This window comes from candidate division KSB1 bacterium, assembly GCA_034521575.1.
GTDB lineage: Bacteria > Zhuqueibacterota > Zhuqueibacteria > Residuimicrobiales > Krinioviventaceae > JAXHMJ01.
The window spans coordinates 2,394,843-2,412,972 of the sequence record JAXHMJ010000005.1 but is presented as its reverse complement, the minus strand read 5'-3'; the positions used below and the strand labels follow the sequence as shown (position 1 = coordinate 2,412,972).

General features: G+C 50.7%; 11 protein-coding genes. 2 read left to right on the top strand and 9 right to left on the bottom strand.

Features of this window, described 5'->3' with window-relative positions:
* Positions 1-197: 197 nt before the first annotated feature.
* Together uvrA and U5R06_23820 are read right to left on the bottom strand one after the other, a co-directional pair.
* A complete protein-coding gene (gene uvrA / locus U5R06_23825; protein ID MDZ7725771.1) occupies positions 198-3,023 on the bottom strand; it encodes an excinuclease ABC subunit UvrA in 2,826 nt (941 codons plus the stop codon).
* A gap of 127 nt (positions 3,024-3,150) precedes the next feature.
* Positions 3,151-4,605, bottom strand: a complete 1,455-nt coding sequence (locus U5R06_23820; GenBank protein ID MDZ7725770.1) for an aminoacyl-histidine dipeptidase — start codon at positions 4,603-4,605, stop codon at positions 3,151-3,153.
* Between the two features lie 235 nt (positions 4,606-4,840).
* Here U5R06_23820 and U5R06_23815 point away from each other — a divergent pair, with 235 nt between their 5' ends.
* The gene (locus U5R06_23815; GenBank protein ID MDZ7725769.1) at positions 4,841-5,275 is read left to right on the top strand and encodes a PIN domain-containing protein; all 435 of its coding nucleotides are present in this window, start codon (positions 4,841-4,843) and stop codon (positions 5,273-5,275) included.
* Positions 5,272-5,466 carry a hypothetical protein gene (locus U5R06_23810; protein MDZ7725768.1) on the top strand — a complete coding sequence of 65 codons (195 nt, stop codon included), beginning with the start codon at positions 5,272-5,274 and terminating at the stop codon, positions 5,464-5,466. Before U5R06_23815 ends, U5R06_23810 begins: the two co-directional genes overlap by 4 nt.
* 272 nt (positions 5,467-5,738) lie before the next feature.
* Here the strand turns inward: U5R06_23810 and typA are convergent, their stop codons facing one another.
* The 7 genes from typA to U5R06_23775 form a co-directional block, all read right to left on the bottom strand.
* Positions 5,739-7,571 carry a translational GTPase TypA gene (gene typA / locus U5R06_23805; protein MDZ7725767.1) on the bottom strand — a complete coding sequence of 611 codons (1,833 nt, stop codon included), beginning with the start codon at positions 7,569-7,571 and terminating at the stop codon, positions 5,739-5,741.
* Positions 7,572-7,871: 300 nt separating this feature from the next.
* Complete coding sequence (locus U5R06_23800; GenBank protein MDZ7725766.1) at positions 7,872-10,319, bottom strand: C1 family peptidase; 2,448 nt, start codon at positions 10,317-10,319, stop codon at positions 7,872-7,874.
* On the bottom strand, positions 10,271-10,741 hold the full coding sequence (locus U5R06_23795) for a C1 family peptidase (protein ID MDZ7725765.1): 471 nt from the start codon (positions 10,739-10,741) through the stop codon (positions 10,271-10,273). Before U5R06_23795 ends, U5R06_23800 begins: the two co-directional genes overlap by 49 nt.
* A 252-nt stretch (positions 10,742-10,993) precedes the next feature.
* Positions 10,994-11,278, bottom strand: coding sequence for an antitoxin (locus U5R06_23790; GenBank protein MDZ7725764.1), 285 nt, complete (start codon positions 11,276-11,278; stop codon positions 10,994-10,996).
* Positions 11,279-11,284: 6 nt separating this feature from the next.
* Entirely contained in the window at positions 11,285-11,554 is a 270-nt protein-coding gene (locus tag U5R06_23785) for a toxin (GenBank protein MDZ7725763.1), read from the bottom strand.
* Positions 11,555-12,062: 508 nt separating this feature from the next.
* Positions 12,063-15,434, bottom strand: a complete 3,372-nt coding sequence (locus tag U5R06_23780) for a cohesin domain-containing protein (GenBank protein ID MDZ7725762.1) — start codon at positions 15,432-15,434, stop codon at positions 12,063-12,065.
* 215 nt (positions 15,435-15,649) lie between these two features.
* On the bottom strand, positions 15,650-18,121 hold the full coding sequence (locus U5R06_23775; GenBank protein ID MDZ7725761.1) for a FlgD immunoglobulin-like domain containing protein: 2,472 nt from the start codon (positions 18,119-18,121) through the stop codon (positions 15,650-15,652).
* Between the last annotated feature and the right edge of the window lie 9 nt (positions 18,122-18,130).

The window sequence follows — 18,130 nt, the reverse complement described above, 5'->3', positions numbered from 1 at the left end:
TATTGCCCCAATTTGTAATATTTCATTGTATTTTCTTTATAAAAATGGCCTTTTCTTTAATTAATCTTCTCTTATTAAAGCTTTAGGCCGTTTATTAATAATAATAGCCATCAATATTATTAAATACAAACAAAATCCTCTATCAACGTAAAAATAATCGATCCCCCTTTTACAACTCCCGATTCACAATTCACCCCTCACAATCCCAACTCTTGTTTTAAAAACTGCCCGGTATACGATTCCCGAATCTGCGCCACCTCTTCCGGCGTGCCGGTCGCAATGATCTCCCCGCCCTGGTCGCCGCCTTCGGGTCCCAGATCAATGATATGATCCGCGGATTTGATGACATCCAGCTGGTGTTCGATGACGATCACGGTATTGCCGCGGTCCACCAACCGGTTGAGCACGGTCAGTAGCATCTTGATATCCTCGAAATGCAGACCGGTGGTCGGCTCATCCAGAATGTACACAGTCTTGCCGGTGCTGCGTTTGGACAGCTCGGTGGCCAGCTTGACGCGCTGCGCCTCACCCCCGGAAAGCGTGGTGGCCTGCTGCCCCAGTTTGATGTACCCGAGTCCCACATCGTACAGCGTCTTGAGTTTACGCTGGACAACCGGGATCTTGGCGAAAAACTCCAGCGCCTGAGACACGGTCATGTCCAGGATATCGGCAATAGATTTGCCCTTGTACTGCACCTCCAGGGTCTCTCGATTGTAGCGTTTGCCCTTGCACACTTCGCAGGTGACATACACATCCGGCAGAAAATGCATTTCGATCTTGATAATGCCGTCGCCCTCGCAGGCCTCGCAGCGGCCGCCCTTGACGTTAAAACTGAATCGTCCCGGTTTGTAACCGCGCAGCTTGGATTCCGGCAGCTGCGAAAACAGATCGCGAATCGGCGTGAACACACCTGTGTACGTAGCCGGATTCGAACGCGGTGTGCGGCCGATGGGCGACTGGTCGATGTCGATCACCTTGTCCACGTGCTGCATGCCCTCGATATGACTGTAGCCCAGCGGCGATTGTCGGCTGCGATAGAAATGCTTGGCAAGAATCCGATACAGGGTTTCATTGATCAGCGTGCTCTTGCCGCTGCCGCTGACTCCGGTAACACAGATGAATTTACCCAGCGAGATGCTGACGTCCAGATTTTTCAGATTATTACCTGTGGCGCCACAGAGACAGAACGAATGACCGGTACCGGGACGGCGTTTTTCCGGCACGGGAATGCTGTTGCGTCCGGACAAATACGCGCCGGTGATGGAATCCGGATGCTGCGACACCTCGTCCGGGGTGCCCATGGCCACGATCTCGCCGCCGTGCTCGCCGGCGCCCGGACCCAGATCCACGAGAAAATCAGCTTTTTCGATAGTCTCCTGATCGTGTTCCACCACCACCACCGTGTTGCCCAGATCGCGCAGGGTCTCCAGGGTGCGGATCAGGCGCACATTATCGCGCTGATGCAGTCCGATGGACGGCTCGTCCAAAATATACAGCACGCCCACCAGCTGCGATCCGATCTGCGTGGCCAGCCGGATGCGCTGCGCCTCGCCGCCGGACAATGTGCCGGAGGAACGCGACAGGGTCAGATAATCCAATCCCACGTTTTTCAGAAATCCCAGCCGCTCGCGCAGTTCTTTGAGGATCTGTTTGGCGATGTGCTGTTCTCGCTCATTCAGATCCAAAGTTTGAAAAAAATCAGCGGAATGTTTAATCGACATTTCCGTCACGTCATGAATGTTCTTGTCACGGATACGCACCGCGAGGGTTTCCTGGCGCAAACGCGCGCCGCCGCAGTCCGGACAGTTGATCAGGTTCATAAATCCCTCGATCCAGTCGCGGATATGCTGCGAGTTGGTCTGGCGATAGCGGCGTTCCAGATTACCGACAATGCCTTCATACGTTGTCCGGAATGTGCCGGTGTGGCGCCGCGATTTGGACGCATAGTTGAACTCCAGTTCCTCATCCGTGCCGTACATCAATGCGTGCTGACATTCAGGACTCAGATCCTGAACCGGGGTATCCAGACTCTCGCCGAAATACTCGCAAACACCGCGCGCCAGAGCAATGTACCAGCCGTCCTTGAGGTTGCCCCAGGGCGTCACCGCGCCCTGGTTCAGAGATTTGGTGCGGTCCGGGATGACCATATCCGGATCGATTTCCATTTTCGTGCCCAGTCCGTCGCAGGTGGGACAGGCGCCGAACGGCGTGTTGAACGAGAACATACGCGGCGCCAGCTCTTCGTAGGAAATTCCGCAGTCGATGCAGGCGAAATTTTCACTGTACAGCTGTTCTGTGCCGCCCTGCACATCGATGAGTATAATCCCGGAGGCCAGATTTATCGCCGTCTCGACCGAATCGGTGAGACGGGTTTTAATATCCGGTTTGATGACCAGGCGGTCAACCACAATTTCGATATTATGCTTTTTCTGTTTGTCCAGTTGAATCTCGGAATCCAGATCGCGCACCTCGCCGTCCACGCGTACACGAACGAATCCGTCACGCCTGGCCTCGGCAAACGCCTCCTTGTATTCGCCCTTGCGGCCGCGCACGATCGGCGCCAGCACCTGAATGCGCGAGCCGTCATCCAGATGCATAATCGAATCCACGATCTGCTGCACGGTCTGACGCTCGATCTTTTTGCCGCAGTTGTAACAGTACGGCGTACCGATGCGGCTGAACAGCAGGCGCAGATAATCGTAAATCTCGGTCACAGTTCCGACCGTGGAACGCGGATTTTTGGCCGTGGTTTTCTGTTCGATCGAGATCGCCGGGGACAATCCTTCGATGTAATCCACATCCGGTTTTTCCATCAATCCGAGAAACTGGCGCGCGTACGCGGAAAGAGACTCGACGTAGCGGCGCTGCCCCTCGGCATAGATGGTATCAAACGCCAGTGAGGATTTTCCCGAACCGGACAAGCCGGTAATAACTATAAATTTATTGCGCGGCAGCTCCAGGGTGATATTTTTCAGATTATGTTCCCGCGCCCCGCGAATGACAATAGAATCGTTGACAGGCATGAATCTAATTTCTTGCTGTGAGTTATTTACAATATTAAATCGTCTAAACGTTAAAGCGTTGAAAAGCTTATACCATTCAACGCTTCAACAGTTCAACAATCCAGGTTTTTTATATTCTGTTTACTACCTACTGCGAAGCCAATACTTCAAGCATCCTCAGCACATGTTTGTAAAACACATCCACCGTCTCAATATCCACACGCTCATCCGGCGAGTGCGGGTGTTTCAGGGTCGGACCGACCGAAATCATGTCCATGCCGTCGAATTTCTCGCCGATGAGCCCGCATTCGAGTCCGGCGTGAATGGCTTCGTACTGAGCGTTTTCACCGGTGACCTGTTTATAGGTATCCATAGCGATTTTCAGAATCTCGGAATCGACATCCGGCATCCAGCCGGGATAGCCCTCGGGCTGTTCAATCTCTGCATTTGCAAGTTTGGTAATCGCAACAAATTTGTCCAGAGTCGCCTGCAGGGCTGCGTCATTGGAGGAACGTGCGGACAGATGCAGTTTGACCTCTTGATCCGAGGTTTTTACCGACGCCACATTGTTGGAGGTTTCCACCAGACCGTCAATGGTGCGGCTCATAGCCAGCACCCCGTGCGGATAGGCAAAGATCAGGGCCATCAGCACGTCCTGCGACTCTGGGTCCAGAACCTGCAGACCGGTGTTGACCGGTTCTACAGTCAGATTGATATGTTCTTCCACCGGATGAAATTCTGTTTTGATCTCTTCGATCGCAGCGTTGAGCTTTTCGGTCGCCGAATCCGCATCCTGGTCCGCCACCACAATATGCGCCACCGCTTCCCTCGGGATAGCATTGTGCTTGTCGCCGCCGTTTAGAGACGCCAGTTCGAGATCAATATCTTTGTTCAGCTGATACAGCAATCGGTTGAGAATCTTGACCGCATTGCCGCGGCCTTCATGAATGTCGATACCGGAATGACCGCCGCGCAGACCGGACACGTGCACTTTGAGCGCCTGACTGCCTTTGGGCGCCCGGCGTTTGACCGGCAGGGTGACGTGACTGTCCGCGCCCCCGGCGCAGCCGATGGAGAACAGTCCGATATCCTCACTGTCCAGATTGATCAGTTTGCGGCCTTTGAGCCAGTCCGTGGGCACGCTTACCGCACCGATCAGACCGCGTTCTTCATCCACAGTGAACAGAGCTTCCAGCGGACCATGCGTCAGCGAATCATCCTCCAGGATCGCCAGCGCCGCAGCCACGCCGATGCCGTTGTCCGCGCCCAGTGTGGTGCCGTCCGCCGTCACCCAGTTGTCCTCAATCTTGACCTTGATGGGATCCTTGTCAAAATCAAAGTCGACATCCGAGTTTTTTTCACACACCATATCCGTATGTGCCTGCAAAACCACAGTTGGCGACGATTCGTAACCTTTGGATCCGGGATGTGTGATGAGCACATTGCCCACGTCGTCTTTTTTATAATCCAGATTGTGATCCTTGGCAAATTTGACCAGATAATCGGCCACTTTTTCCTCCTGGCCGGACGGCCGCGGGATCTGACGCAGGTCGTCGAAAAATTTCCAGAGCCGCTGGGGCTGCAATGCAGTGAGTTCAGACATAGGTCCTCCGTGAATTTATGAAAATCTCCGGCGCACGCCGATCAAAAAACAGGCGCTGCAGCCGGTTGTTTGCAGTTTTCAATATACAATAACAGGGGGATAAAAACAATATTCCTTTGAAATAATAGAAAATACCAGAGTAAAAAGTCTCTAAATCCAATCTGCTAATAAAATATTGACCGAGTATAAAGTATTCTGTATATTAAAGTATAAATTCTGAAATCCAGAGCAAAATATGCGAATATACCTTGACAATTGCTGTTTTAATCGTCCTTTTGACGATCAGAAACAAACAAGAATTAGATTAGAAACAGAAGCAAAATTATTTATTCAAAACAGGATCATTAACAGTAATTTAGAGTTCGTGTGGTCCTATATACTGGAGTATGAAAATTCAGTGAATCCTTTTCGAGAACGGCAACGTTCAATCCAGTTATGGCGAAAACATGCTGTTATCAATATTTCTGAAACCGACTCTATTATACAAAAAGCAGAAGAGATAACAAAAAATGGCGTTAAAAGCAAAGATGCTTTACACATTGCTTGTTCTATATATGGATCGTGCGACTATTTCATAACTACAGATGATGATATATTGAATAAAATAAAAAATCATGATGAAATCAAAATCATTGATCCTATAAATTTTGTGAGGAATATTGTATCATGAAAACCGATGAAGAACTGAAAATAAAGGGGCTGGAAGCTCTTATTGCAGAACTGGGAGATGTTGATGCTGAAAGATTCATCTCTTTGATTATAAAGTCTCCATTCGATTATACAGAATGGCAAAAAAAATTATGGAGCCATCGAAGCGTCAAGGATATAAGTAAGGGTGCCAGTAAATCGTACAAACGTTGATATCATGTAACTGATTTGCTGTTCTACTCACATCACAAATAGTTACATTCCAGTCACCGAAAAAGAAAGGGTTGAATGGGGAATTTCATTTCCCAAGCTGAAACTCGCGGCTAGAGAAAAGCCACAACGTACTGACCGTTTCATAGCCACGCGCTTTAGCGCGTGGACCTCAATATTATCCAACACCCATGAGGGGCCTTTAGCCCCAGTCATGAAATGATACGCTGCCCAAAACACAGCTCGGACTTGATTCATTTATTTTTAATACAGCCCTACGCCTTGCCCCATTTTTCTTTTTTCTGCTGCGCCGCGCGTTTCTGTTTGCTGCGCTCCATTTTGGCCAGACGAATGTTTTTCGGCGTCACCTCCACGACTTCATCCTCGGCGATAAACTCGATAGACTGGTCCAGGGACAGCATGCGCGGCGGCCGCAGGGTGACCGTGGCTTCGGCCGTGGAACTGCGCATATTGGTGAGTTTTTTCTCTTTGGTGATGTTCACATCCAGGTCGCCGGAGCGGTTGCGCTCACCGATGATCATCCCCTCGTACACCTCGGTGCCCACTTCCAGAAACAGTTCGCCGCGGTCCACCATGGACAAACTGGCGTACTGATTCACCCGGCCCGGTCGGTCCGCCACCAGCGCCCCGGAGGTGCGCTGCGGGATCGGACCAAACCACACCTGATAGCCGTCAAAGATGGAATTCATCACTCCGGAGCCCTTGGTATCAGTGAGGAAATGACTGCGGAATCCGATGAGTCCGCGCGACGGAATGCTGAATTCGAGATTCACCCGACCGTGACCGTGATTGACCAGATTGGTCATGCGGCCTTTGCGCACCGACAATTTTTCCGTGACCGCGCCGACAAACTCTTCCGGCACATCAATGTACACATGCTCCACCGGCTCGTGCGTCTTGCCGTCGATGTCTCGAGTGATCACCTGCGGCTTGGACACCATAAACTCGTATCCTTCGCGCCGCATGGTCTCAATCAGCACCGCCATCTGCAGCTCGCCGCGGCCGCAGACTTCAAAGGCGTCGGGACGCGGTGTGGGTTTGATCTCAATGGCCACGTTGCCCAGCTGTTCACGGTCCAGGCGTTCCTTGAGATGCCGCGAGGTCAGATAGGTGCCGTCCGTGCCGGCAAACGGACTGTCATTGACGTAAAACAGCATGGACAGGGTCGGCTGATCCACGGAAATGCGCGGCAGCGGCTCCGGATCTTCAAGCGACGAGATGGTATCTCCGATTTTCACATCCTCCACTCCGGACAACGCAATGATATCTCCGGCGAACACCCGATCCACCTGTTTGCGTTTGAGATTCTCAAACGTATAGAGCGCTGAAAACGACACATTCGGCACCACGCCGTTTTCAGCACACAGACTGTACATCTGATTCATGGCCAGCGTGCCGTTAAACAGACGCCCGACCGCCACCTGGCCCACATAAGAATCGTAATCCAGATTTGTGACCAGAAACTGCGGTTTTTTCGCATCATCCGCCACCGGTCCGGGAATATGCCGCATGAGCGTCTCGAACAGCGGTTTCAAATTCGTCGATCCGTCGTCCAGTTCACGGTGCGCCACGCCGTCTCTGGCATTGGTATACAGCACCGGAAACTCGATCTGCTCGTCCGAGGCATCCAGATCGATAAACAGATCGTACACATAATTCAGCACCTCTTCGATGCGTTCATCCTGACGGTCGATCTTGTTGATCACCAGAATCATGGGCAGTTTTTTGGCCAGCGCCTTTCTCACCACAAAACGCGTCTGCGGCAGCGGACCTTCACTGGCATCCACCAGCAGAATGGCGCCGTCCACCAGATTCAGACTGCGCTCCACCTCGCCGCCAAAATCAGCGTGTCCCGGCGTGTCCACAATATTGATCTTGCAGTCCTGATACAGAACCGCGGTATTTTTCGCCATGATCGTAATACCGCGCTCACGCTCCAGGTCCATGGAATCCATGACCCGCTCCTCCACCTGCTGATTCTCACGGAAAATGCCGCTCTGCCGCAGCATACCGTCCACCAGCGTGGTCTTTCCGTGATCCACGTGCGCGATAATGGCTATATTTCGAATGCTTTGTTTGCGTTGCACATTGTCTCCTTAAATAAGCACAGATCTCTAACATGATACAGAAATAAATGTTCCAGCCGGAATCTAATCAGATAACAATCCTGTTGATCCGTTTGATCCAGTTATCCGGTCTAAACAAGCTTTTAAAATACGGAATTTTTGCGTGAAATGCAGGGAAATAAATAGTAGATAGTAAAGAGTAAATAGTAAGCAGCAGGGGATATTGAAGCAGATTTTGCAGCACATCCAGGAATTGCAAATATCCATACCCCCAAAGCGGACAGACGGTCAAAAGCTTTCCCGGAAACAAACCATAGCAAATCATTGCAATACGATCAGTTTGCGGGTTATTCGTTTTGCATCTTTGATCAGGGTATAAAAATACACGCCGTTGGCAACCGGTTGTCCGGTGTTGTTGCGGGTGTCCCAGTATACTTTATGGGTACCGGGCATTTTGACACCTGAATCCAAAAGACGGACCACCTGCCCCGTCGAATTATAGATCACCAGTTTTATATTTGACAGTTCGTTCAGGCTATACTGGATATGTGTCCCCGGATTGGCCGGATTGGGATAGTTTGACAAGATGACGGATTTTTCCTGCTCCTGTCTATTCATTCCCGTGGGCCATACCGGCTGATTGACCTCAAGTGTACAGGCGATGGACCGGGCTTCCACATCAGCCAAAACCAAACCGTCCAGATAAAGGGATCCCGCGGTCTCCAAACCCTGCACCGGAACCCAAATGCTTTTCTGATGTACCAATTCGCTGCGCTGAATATCTGTGAAACCGATCACGTGCAGACCTTCCGCAGACGGTGCCGCATAAAACCGGACAGCAGCGGAATCCGAATGTGTTCCGGCAGATAAATTGGTAACATCACCCGTCAATATGAATTCACATCCCTGAATATCTTCACCGGAAGACAGGGTGAGACGGATGTAATCCTTTCCGTCAGCACTGTAGAGTTCGGGGACAACCACAACCGTATCCTGCGCATTTTGTCCGGAGGTCCGACCGGAATCGGCCATTTTATTCAGACAGCCGACCACATCCAGAACATTTATACTGAAATCACCATTATAATCCGCACAGTCATAGCAGCTATCCTGTTTGAGAACGCAATTCACAATATGCGAAATATCCAGGTCCGAAATCTCACCGTCCGCATCGGCATCGCACAACCTGCAGGGCGAGGCGCAAACGCGCGCACTGTCCGGACGGTTCACCGGCAGCGGATCACCGGACTCGTCATACAACATTATAGCGGAGACGTTCAAAACTGAGCACTCACCGCTTGCGGCCGATTCAGCAATGAGTACCGGCAGACGGCAAATCGATCCGGTATCGGAAACCATGATATGTTCGTTTCCCGATAATAAAGAAATGAGAATGTGTAAGGAATCAATCTCGGTCTGAATCGAATATCCGGAGGAGCGGCTGGTTGTCTCTGCGGCTCCAATGCTGAACCCTTTTAGATTGCTCTGTTCAAGAATCACAAACAGGTCGCCGACCGCTGCGCTATCGCTGTATGAATTGTCCATGTTGATATCAACATAAACCATAGTGCCAGGTAAACCAATGCGGTCCGACATGCACAATTCAACCCGGACACCCGGATCCTGAATCCGAAACGCATAATCACTGACATCAAAGTGAGATGCATCCCCTGCATTTTCGACCTTGATCCAGCCTTGTTCCACATCGATCTGAGGAACATGCCAGTTGGCCGTATACAGATCGGGACGGGGCATTCGATCATCGGCATGGCCGGAGAGCGTATCATATTCTGTATCGATCTCTATCCAGTTCAACGAATCCGTGGAAACATACAGATTAAACTGATCGGCCAGCAGGGATTCCCACTGCAGCTCGTAATAGGCCGCAGCAGTCAGAGTTTCACCGCCGACGGGATAAAGCAATCGGATATAGCGGTCTTTTTGAACCTGCGCCGATACAGGGTTGGACCATTCTCCAGCCAGACCGGTTTCATCCCGGGCTCTGGCGCGCAGCTCAAACACACCCTCTGTTTGATAGGCATATTTGAACCGCCATGTACTGCCGCTCGACTGCAGGCGGCTGTATTCACCAATCGGGGTACCATCACCGAAATCAAGCTGCAGCGCGATCTGTTGATCATCCGGATCAACCGCCGTTACGCTTATATCAAGATCATCGTAGAGCGAAACCGGATTGTCAGATACAGTAATATCAGTGATCTGCGGTGCTGTGTTCTGATTCTCATATTTGATGCGGCCGGTGAGCGCTTTGCAGGCATAACTGCCGAATTGTACATTGGTCGTCACATCTTTATAGGAAATCCAGAAATAACCGTCTTTGCCCCAACGAGTCCCCCAGCTGTTGCGCACCCGGAACGCACCGTGATCCCCCATTTGATCATCCCATCCCACCGCAACCACCGCATGACTCGTATACGCCCAGGCGGATCCGGGATGATGATAGACACCGCTCGAATAAGCATAAAATGTTCCGTCCTCCGGAATCTGCATCGTCACCGCCGCCGGACCGTAATCGTAAATCAGATTTTTCAAACGGACCACCGTGGAGCCATCAGAAACAGCCCAGCGTCCGAAAAAATCCGTTCCGGATACATGGGCTCTCCACGGCGGATCAGTGCAGTTATCGCCGCAGTCATCGTCATCATCCTGATCATAACGAAAACAGTCCTCCGGCACCACCCCGTAGACCTCTGCATACTTTAACGCGGATCCGTACCACCCCTCCTGACAATCACTGCCGGGATGCATTCAATCATTTCCTTTTCCGAGACATCTGCACTGCTGTCGGCATGATACTCGATCAAAGCGGACGCCGCAAACGCCCAGCAGGCGCCGCAATATCCCTGATCCTTGACCGGGGAAAATCCGGATAACACATAGCGATCGGGCAGAAGCCGGCCCGGTTTGACCGGAGGCGCCGGGCTGTGGGTTTGCCAATAGGATTTGACCGGCTCCGGAATGACCAGTCCGCTGAACCCAAGGTCGGGATCTGTAATGCGGGCGGCGAATTGCGGGGTTAATTCGACGGTGTAGGATAATTTCAGGCTGTCGATACGACTGTAAAGCTGCCTGAACCGTGCATTGACAGATACATCTGCAGCGTAGACGGCAGAGGCGCCTGACAACAGACACCCCCACAACAGGAGAACCAGAACTGATCTGCATTTCATACCAACCTCATTCAAAAAACAGGGGATACCCGGCGGGTGCCGGCTATCTGAACTGCTTATATAAAACGCAAATCTTTGCTGAAATGCAACTTTTTTTTGATGTTTCAAGACTCACAAACTCATTTCAATAAATAGTTTGTATTTGAATTCCTCTACTTTCAAGATAAAAACTCTTTAGATAGCGCTTGTAATTGAACAAATTATTGATATATCAGTTGATAATATACCGGCCAAGATAAAATCTCATAGCGATTATGACTCTTTTTCCACCAGTGTGCCGTTTATATACTTGTGTAAAACACTCGAGATCAAAGACTGATAAGGGAGCCCCTGTATTTTTGATTCGGCTTTCAAATTTAATAAATCTCGCTCGGTCATGCGAATATTGATGCGTTTGTTTTTAATTGATGAATTTTTCGCATATTGTGCGTGCGCTTTTTTTTCTCTTTCTAAATCATCTACGGACTGCCATTCGTCATTTTCATAAGATTCAATATATTCTTTTTCTTCAGCGTCCAGATATTTATTATTATTCACAATAACTCACCTCAAATACTTTATTGTCGCTTTTCTGCTGGGATAAATCGTTTTCAAAAAAATACTGTTCTTATTTTGAACAAAGGGCACCAAATAGGCGTAATTTTCATATTCGACAATATAGATCCGCTGGTTCAAATACTTTTCCTGATTGGGATGCCCGACAATATCCAGTAAAAATCCGGTCTCGATTTGAGTCGTGATTTGTTCAAAGGATATTCCTCTAATCTTTTTTAATTGTTCATTCTTGACATTGTTCCAATCATAAAAAATCATGTTTCAATATAGTAAAATGTGTGCCTATTGTCAATATAAATTAACGGGGATTGAAAATCATACCACGAAATACGCGAAACACACGAAAAACTGCAACTCCTGCATGGTTGCACACTGAGATGAAAGGGTATTTTAGAGAGAAATATCCGCGAGACTGCCGTGCAGGATGTAGATTGGGAGTTAGGTTTCCGCCAGAATCCGTCATTTGTCGTACAACTGTTTTTGTTGTGCGACAAATGAAAGGGGCATGGCCTGGTGCCTTTTATTTTATTGTGCCGCGACCACTCATCGCACGTCCGGGAGCCGTACGATGAGGGCGAATTTTGGAGTGCAGCATCCGCGAGGCTGGGGACGAGACAGTTGAAACTATACGTATAATCAGATCAAGACTCTACGTATAACTATCCCTGCATAGACGCAAGAAAAGACAAGGACAAAATAAACTGAATGCCATATCCCCCATATAGCTTATTGGGACAATTTATTTTCATCGAACATTCCACAATTCCTATTCCACCAAAACCATCTTTCTCGCCAGAGTTTGTTCCGGTGTCACCAGCCGGTAGATATAAACCCCGCTGGGTACGCGGTTTCCCCGCTCATCGCGCCCGTTCCAGGTGAGCGTATAGCGTCCGGTTGTTTTTTCCCGGTCCACCAGGGTTCGGATGCAGGCGCCGCGGACATCGAACACCTTAATCCGGATATGCGCATCTTGCGGAACCTCATACGAAATACGCGTTGAGGGATTAAACGGGTTGGGATAGTTTTGCAGGAGCGAAAACTGGGTGATGCTATGACCATTCTCATTAACATCCGACGCATAGGTCACGTTCACCCACAGCGTATCACTCCACTCCGAAACATGCTCGTACATGTCCCGAGCCCGCGCCACCACCGCATAATCGCCCGGTTCGCTCCAGCTGTGTCCAAAGCGTTTTTCAACAGCACCGGCATACGGACCCTGCCAGCCCGTAACACTGCTGTCACCCCAGGATATAAAATAATACAGTGAATCCCCTTCCGGATCCTCGGCAGTTAGGGTGAACACGGCCATTTCCGCAACCTGCAGCTCCTGTAAGCCAACAGGTGCAGAATAAACGACCGGCGGTAAATTTTCAGTCACACGAATGACCACGCTGCCCGACTTTGTCCATACAGGAAGCGTATCACCGTTTGCATCAACTAAAATTGCGGTCTTGAATGTAAAACGGGCCAGTGTATCCCGGGCAATTCCGGATTCGATATAAACGGGCAAAGTCAACAGGGCTGTGCTGTCGGCAGTCAGCAGCGCCTGCGTATCGGAATCAAGATTGATTTGCAGTTCACCGGAATCCACGACTGTCGAAACCGTAAAATCCGTGGTCCGCGGCGTCAGTTGCGCTGCGCCGGGAGTTAATAAATCCGGATCATACTCTAAAATCATCCGGACAGCAGCAACCGTTCTGGTATTGATCAAAGTGACCGGCAGCGGCACACTGTCACCCGGCTGAGCTGCAACATCCCCGAGCATTAAAAACTGTCGACGAAAGACTGAATTCACCTGCACCGACTTTACTTCACTCCATTCCGAAAGATGATCCTGCGCATCTCTGGCCCGAACCCGAACGGCATAGGTTCCGGATGTCGACCAGCTGTGCTCAAAACGCTGTTCGCTGCCGCCGGTGTACGGACCCTGCCAGTCTGCAAAAGAGCTGTCTCCCCAGTCCATCTTGTAATACAGCGAATCGCCTTCCGGATCAACCGTTTGTACTATAAATTCACCGGACTCTGACACCTGCAATTCATCCGGTCCGGCAGGGGCCGCCGGCTGCTCCGGCGGCCGATTTACAGGCAAGTTGATCGATATTACTCCGGCGGCGGTGAGTACCGGCAAGCTATCGGATTGCGAACCGGTGAGCCGGGCCCGGGAATACTCGATCCGGGTGACCGTATCCGTCATTATCGTGGATGATATTTTTACAGGAATATGCAGCACCGCACCGCTGTCCGCGGTCAATGCCTGACCAAATCCGGCATTCAAATCAATATGCAGTTCATTGGAATCCACCTCGACTGCCACATCAAAATCGGCGGTACGCGCGGTTAACTCTGCATCAAGAGGTGAAAGGAGCTGCGGATCAAACAGCAGCGTTAGCTGCGCGCGCATGACAGGCTCGCGATTGTTTAGAAGCAGATTCACATTTAGGGTATCGCCGGGCTCGCCCGCAGCAGCGGAAAAAGATAAAACACTGGTATCTTTCAGGGCCGGATTCACGCTTACAACCCATCCCTCACTCCATTCTGATGTGTTATCATTCGTGTCTTTGGCGCGTCCTCTGACTGTATAGCTGCCCGCTTGCTCCCATCTATGGACAAACGTCTGTTCACTGCCGCTGGCAAAGGCGCCCTGCCAGCCTGTGCGGCTTCCGTCTCCCCAGTCGATCTCGTAATACACCGAATCGCCTTCCGGATCGAGACTGGACAGCGAATAATACGCGCTATCCAAAACGGTCAGTTCATTTAATCCCTGCGGTGTATCAGGAATTTGCGGAGCACGATTCAAAGTTAACTGCTGCCAGGAAAAAGCCGACGCGTAAACCGCAGATATTTCCCCGCTTTCACCAATCCAGCAAAACAACAGCGAATCGCCGGCGGTTTCAAACTGCGGCCGATAGGCGGTTTCCGTTGCATCAATCCGGGTCAAAATGGACAGCTCACCGTCTCTTCGACAAGCTCTGAGATTGATCAACCCCGGATCAGATTGACCCTTCCAGGCCGCAAAACCCGTGGTATCATCGCGTACCGCTGCAACCGGATTCACCCCTGCAGTTTCATCGAGCGTGATCTCCGGTGTCTGTGACATCACATAGGTGTTCAGCCATACAGCATGGACATCCGGCTGCGTCTGTCCGTGATCCTGCCAGACAGCAAAAAATCGGTCATGGGCTGCAGCAAGCGAGGGTTTCCATTGCAACTGACTGTCGCGCTGTTCATTGACTCTGCGGCTTTGCCCGCGTTTCGTGCCGTCGGTTTTCAGACTTTGCGCGTAAATATCGGATGATTCATAGCGGGCCTCCTCCCAGATCACCATACTCTGCCCATCCGGCAACACCGCAATATCCGGCGACCACTGATGATCAGTGGAAGCATTGCCGACCGTTCCCCGAAAGACGGTCTTGAAATCCGGATCCAGACTCGTATAAGAGACACTGTAATGTGGCGACGCATCCTCTATCCATGCCGCTACGATTTGACCGGAATCCGAGGCCGACACCGCCGGGGACAGCTGCGCAGCGGTTGACGCCGACAGCGCAGTGTCCTCTTTTACAATCGCTCCATCACGGTCAACGCATGAATAAAATATTTTGGGATCTCCGTCGCGATAATCCTCCCACACCACACAGAATTGATTATTCGAAACCGCCGCAACCTCGGGCGAAATCTGCGCGTTGGGGTCTGCCGCATGCACTTTGAAATTATCCCCAAGCGGATTCATATTCATATCGCAAATCTGTGCATAAACATCAGGATTCAGCTGACCGTTGCGTTCATCCTGCCAGACAACGAGTACTCTTCCGGCCTGCCGCGATATCGCCAGTCGGGCATGCGAACAAAAACTGTCGCTTTGACTGATTTGTTGCAGCAATTCGGAATTCTGAACTGTTTTTCTCAATTGAAAGTCGGATATCGTGTTTCGATTCATCAAACGCTGCTGATAACCCGAAAGCAATGCTCCATACTCTCCGGAAGGTCGGTCCTGTGTGTGTGCCAGACGAATATGATGTTTCAGAAACGGCCAGGTGTTCTCGATTGCATCCAGTTTTTCAGATTCAGCAACTTGCAGCGCAAACAGACCCTGTACAGCAATGAGACAAACCAACAGCAAATAACGATATATCACGATAAAATTCCTTTTAAATGATTGAACGCGCAAATCCGGTTAATAGAGTAAAATGCAGCATGGGGCAGCCATTCGTATGTTTTAAATTTCATAGCTTTTATAATATAGCAGTTTATGACGCAGATGCAAATAAATATTCATCAGGACAATACTGCACCCCTATGTATAAAAAAACCGGTCCGACTATTCCAATTAGCCGGACCGGTTGATCTATTCTATTTGATCAACAGCATACGCTTGACCGTCTGCTCCGAGCCCGCGCGCACCCGCAGCAGAAACACACCGCTCGAGACCGAACGACCCGCATCATCCCGGCCGTTCCAGGTCAATTGATGACGGCCCGCCGAGGCCATACCGTCGTACAAGGTGCGAACCTGTTGTCCCACTGCATTGTACACCTCCACCGTCACAGCCATCGCGTTCGGCAGATCATAGCGGATCTGCGTCGACGGGTTGAACGGATTCGGCGCATTATCATATACCTTAAAGGCAGTCGGGACACCGGCTCGTTCTTCAACATCCGTCAGGCGCGCCGATCCCACGGCATCCATACCCAGAACCTCCAGTTCGGCAATCTGCACCCAGCCGTGATCCGGATAATCCACCACCAGGCGCACATATTTGGCGTTCACCACCGAAAACAAATGCGTCTTCCAGTCCCACGTGTCCTGCGTGCCGGTATACACCGTTGTAAAATCACTCTCCGATAAACCGGACGTGGACACCTGCACCTGAAACCGCTTCACAAACCGGTTCGGGTAGCGTTTCGGTGTGTTCGCGTCGCTCAACAGACGCAGGCCCTGGACCGGATGCACCAGACCGTCGGTGAACTCGTACACCGCGTAAACCGTCTGGCCGCGCGTCGTGGTCACGCCGTCCCAGCCCTCTGTGTCGCCGTCGATCGACTTGTCCCAGGTCTGATCCTGGAACGTTTCACTGCCCTCCACAACCGACAAATCAAGTGGCTGGTAACCCGTTGATTTAAACTCGATTTTCGCCTGTCCCAGCTTTAAACCGCGCACAAAAACAACCGCCGTCGGCGCGCTTTCGATCATGCAGGCTATCTTGCTCTCATAGACACCCGGGGTATCCGTCTCTTCAAACGCTGTGTCGACGATATGCCCCCAGTTGTTCCAGTAAAAGCGGTGAAACTCGTCCGGCGATATGCCCGTGATCGGGTTGCCGTCCGAATCATTCACGGTCGCCGTCATGATCGACTGATCCACGCCGTTGCCCACATGCGGACTCGTCGCGGTCAGGCTGCTGTTCCCGGCATTCACCACCGGTCCGTCCACGCAGACTTGAAACTCGCCGACCTGACGCCAGCCCGCTGTCGGAGTGTCCAGGACAAGCTTGACATAACGCGCCTCAACCGGCGCTACCGGATATCTCTGCCAATCGCCGCCCTTCTGATGCGCATCCAGAACCTCGCTGAAATCGGTATCCGACAAACCGGTCGTGGACACCAGCACGCGGAAATCATGTACCCAGCGGTTGTTGTATCCCACATCGGTATCGGTCATGAATTTAAAATGGGTAATGGTCTGGATGCTGCCGTCGAAAAACTCAAACACCGCGTACGGCGGATCCGCTTTGGTCGTGACCGTGCCGTCCCAGCCGCTCACGTCATTGTCAATCGCGTTCTCCCAGCCCTGCTTGACAAACGCCGAACTGTTATCGATCAGACTCAGAGGATAACAGGCCATCGGCTCGTCCCCTAAAACGTGAATAAGGTCTTTTTTGTGTGTTGTTAAAGGTATAACCCCAACATCGTTAGTCGCGTTTGTCGTATTACTGTTATTGAGTGGCCCTATCGGCGGTATGTAGTTATAGTCCGGTACAAACATGGTTAGAGAAGCCGAATAATACCCCGGTTCCGTAAAGACCATTGTGGGATTCGGCGCCGTTGAAGTCCGGCCGTCACTGAACTCCCATAAAAATGTGAACGGAGTTTGCTGGTTGGGAACATTGTTTTGATTATTATTTGCGGATCCGAGTATTATCGGAGGGGGTCCCCCATCAGGCAACCGGGTCTCATTTGTAAACTGCACACCGAGTCGCGGATAACCGCTGGTGGGCGTGGCGGAAAAGTCAACATCAACTGCAGCTCCGATAAATTGGACCATACCACCCCGATACTCAAGTTCATTATCATGCAAATGCGAAAAACATCCCAATATATCATATTTCATACCAACACTTTTCGGTGAAAAAACCACCGTAGCGGTATGCGATTCGCCCGGGAACAACGTATCAAACTCTGCTCCGGTTTTCACATTATCAAAATACCCGGATGTTATATTAAATCCGTTTTTCGGAAAAACTCCATCATCACTCGCGAGCAGACACCCCGCCATTAAAAAAGTGTCCTGACTGGCATTGATAAAATTAAATGTTTTTGTGCTTTTTTCACCCACTTGCAACGGACCCCAAAAAATCAAAAAAGTCTGGGGATAGTAGACCAGATTGACATTGATAACCCCTCCATTCACAAGCGGCGCATTGAATTCACTGCTCATTTCATCCAAGGCCTCAGGTCCACCCAGCGCTTTGTTATTTAAATACCTATCCCAACGTTCTTCCCGATTTGTTGTATTTTCATCGGCAAGTGCGTTCTCCGGCATGAATAGCCCCATAGCCCCAAATCCGATCAACAAAATAACAATCAGGTGCAGTTTGTATCTCATACTAAAACC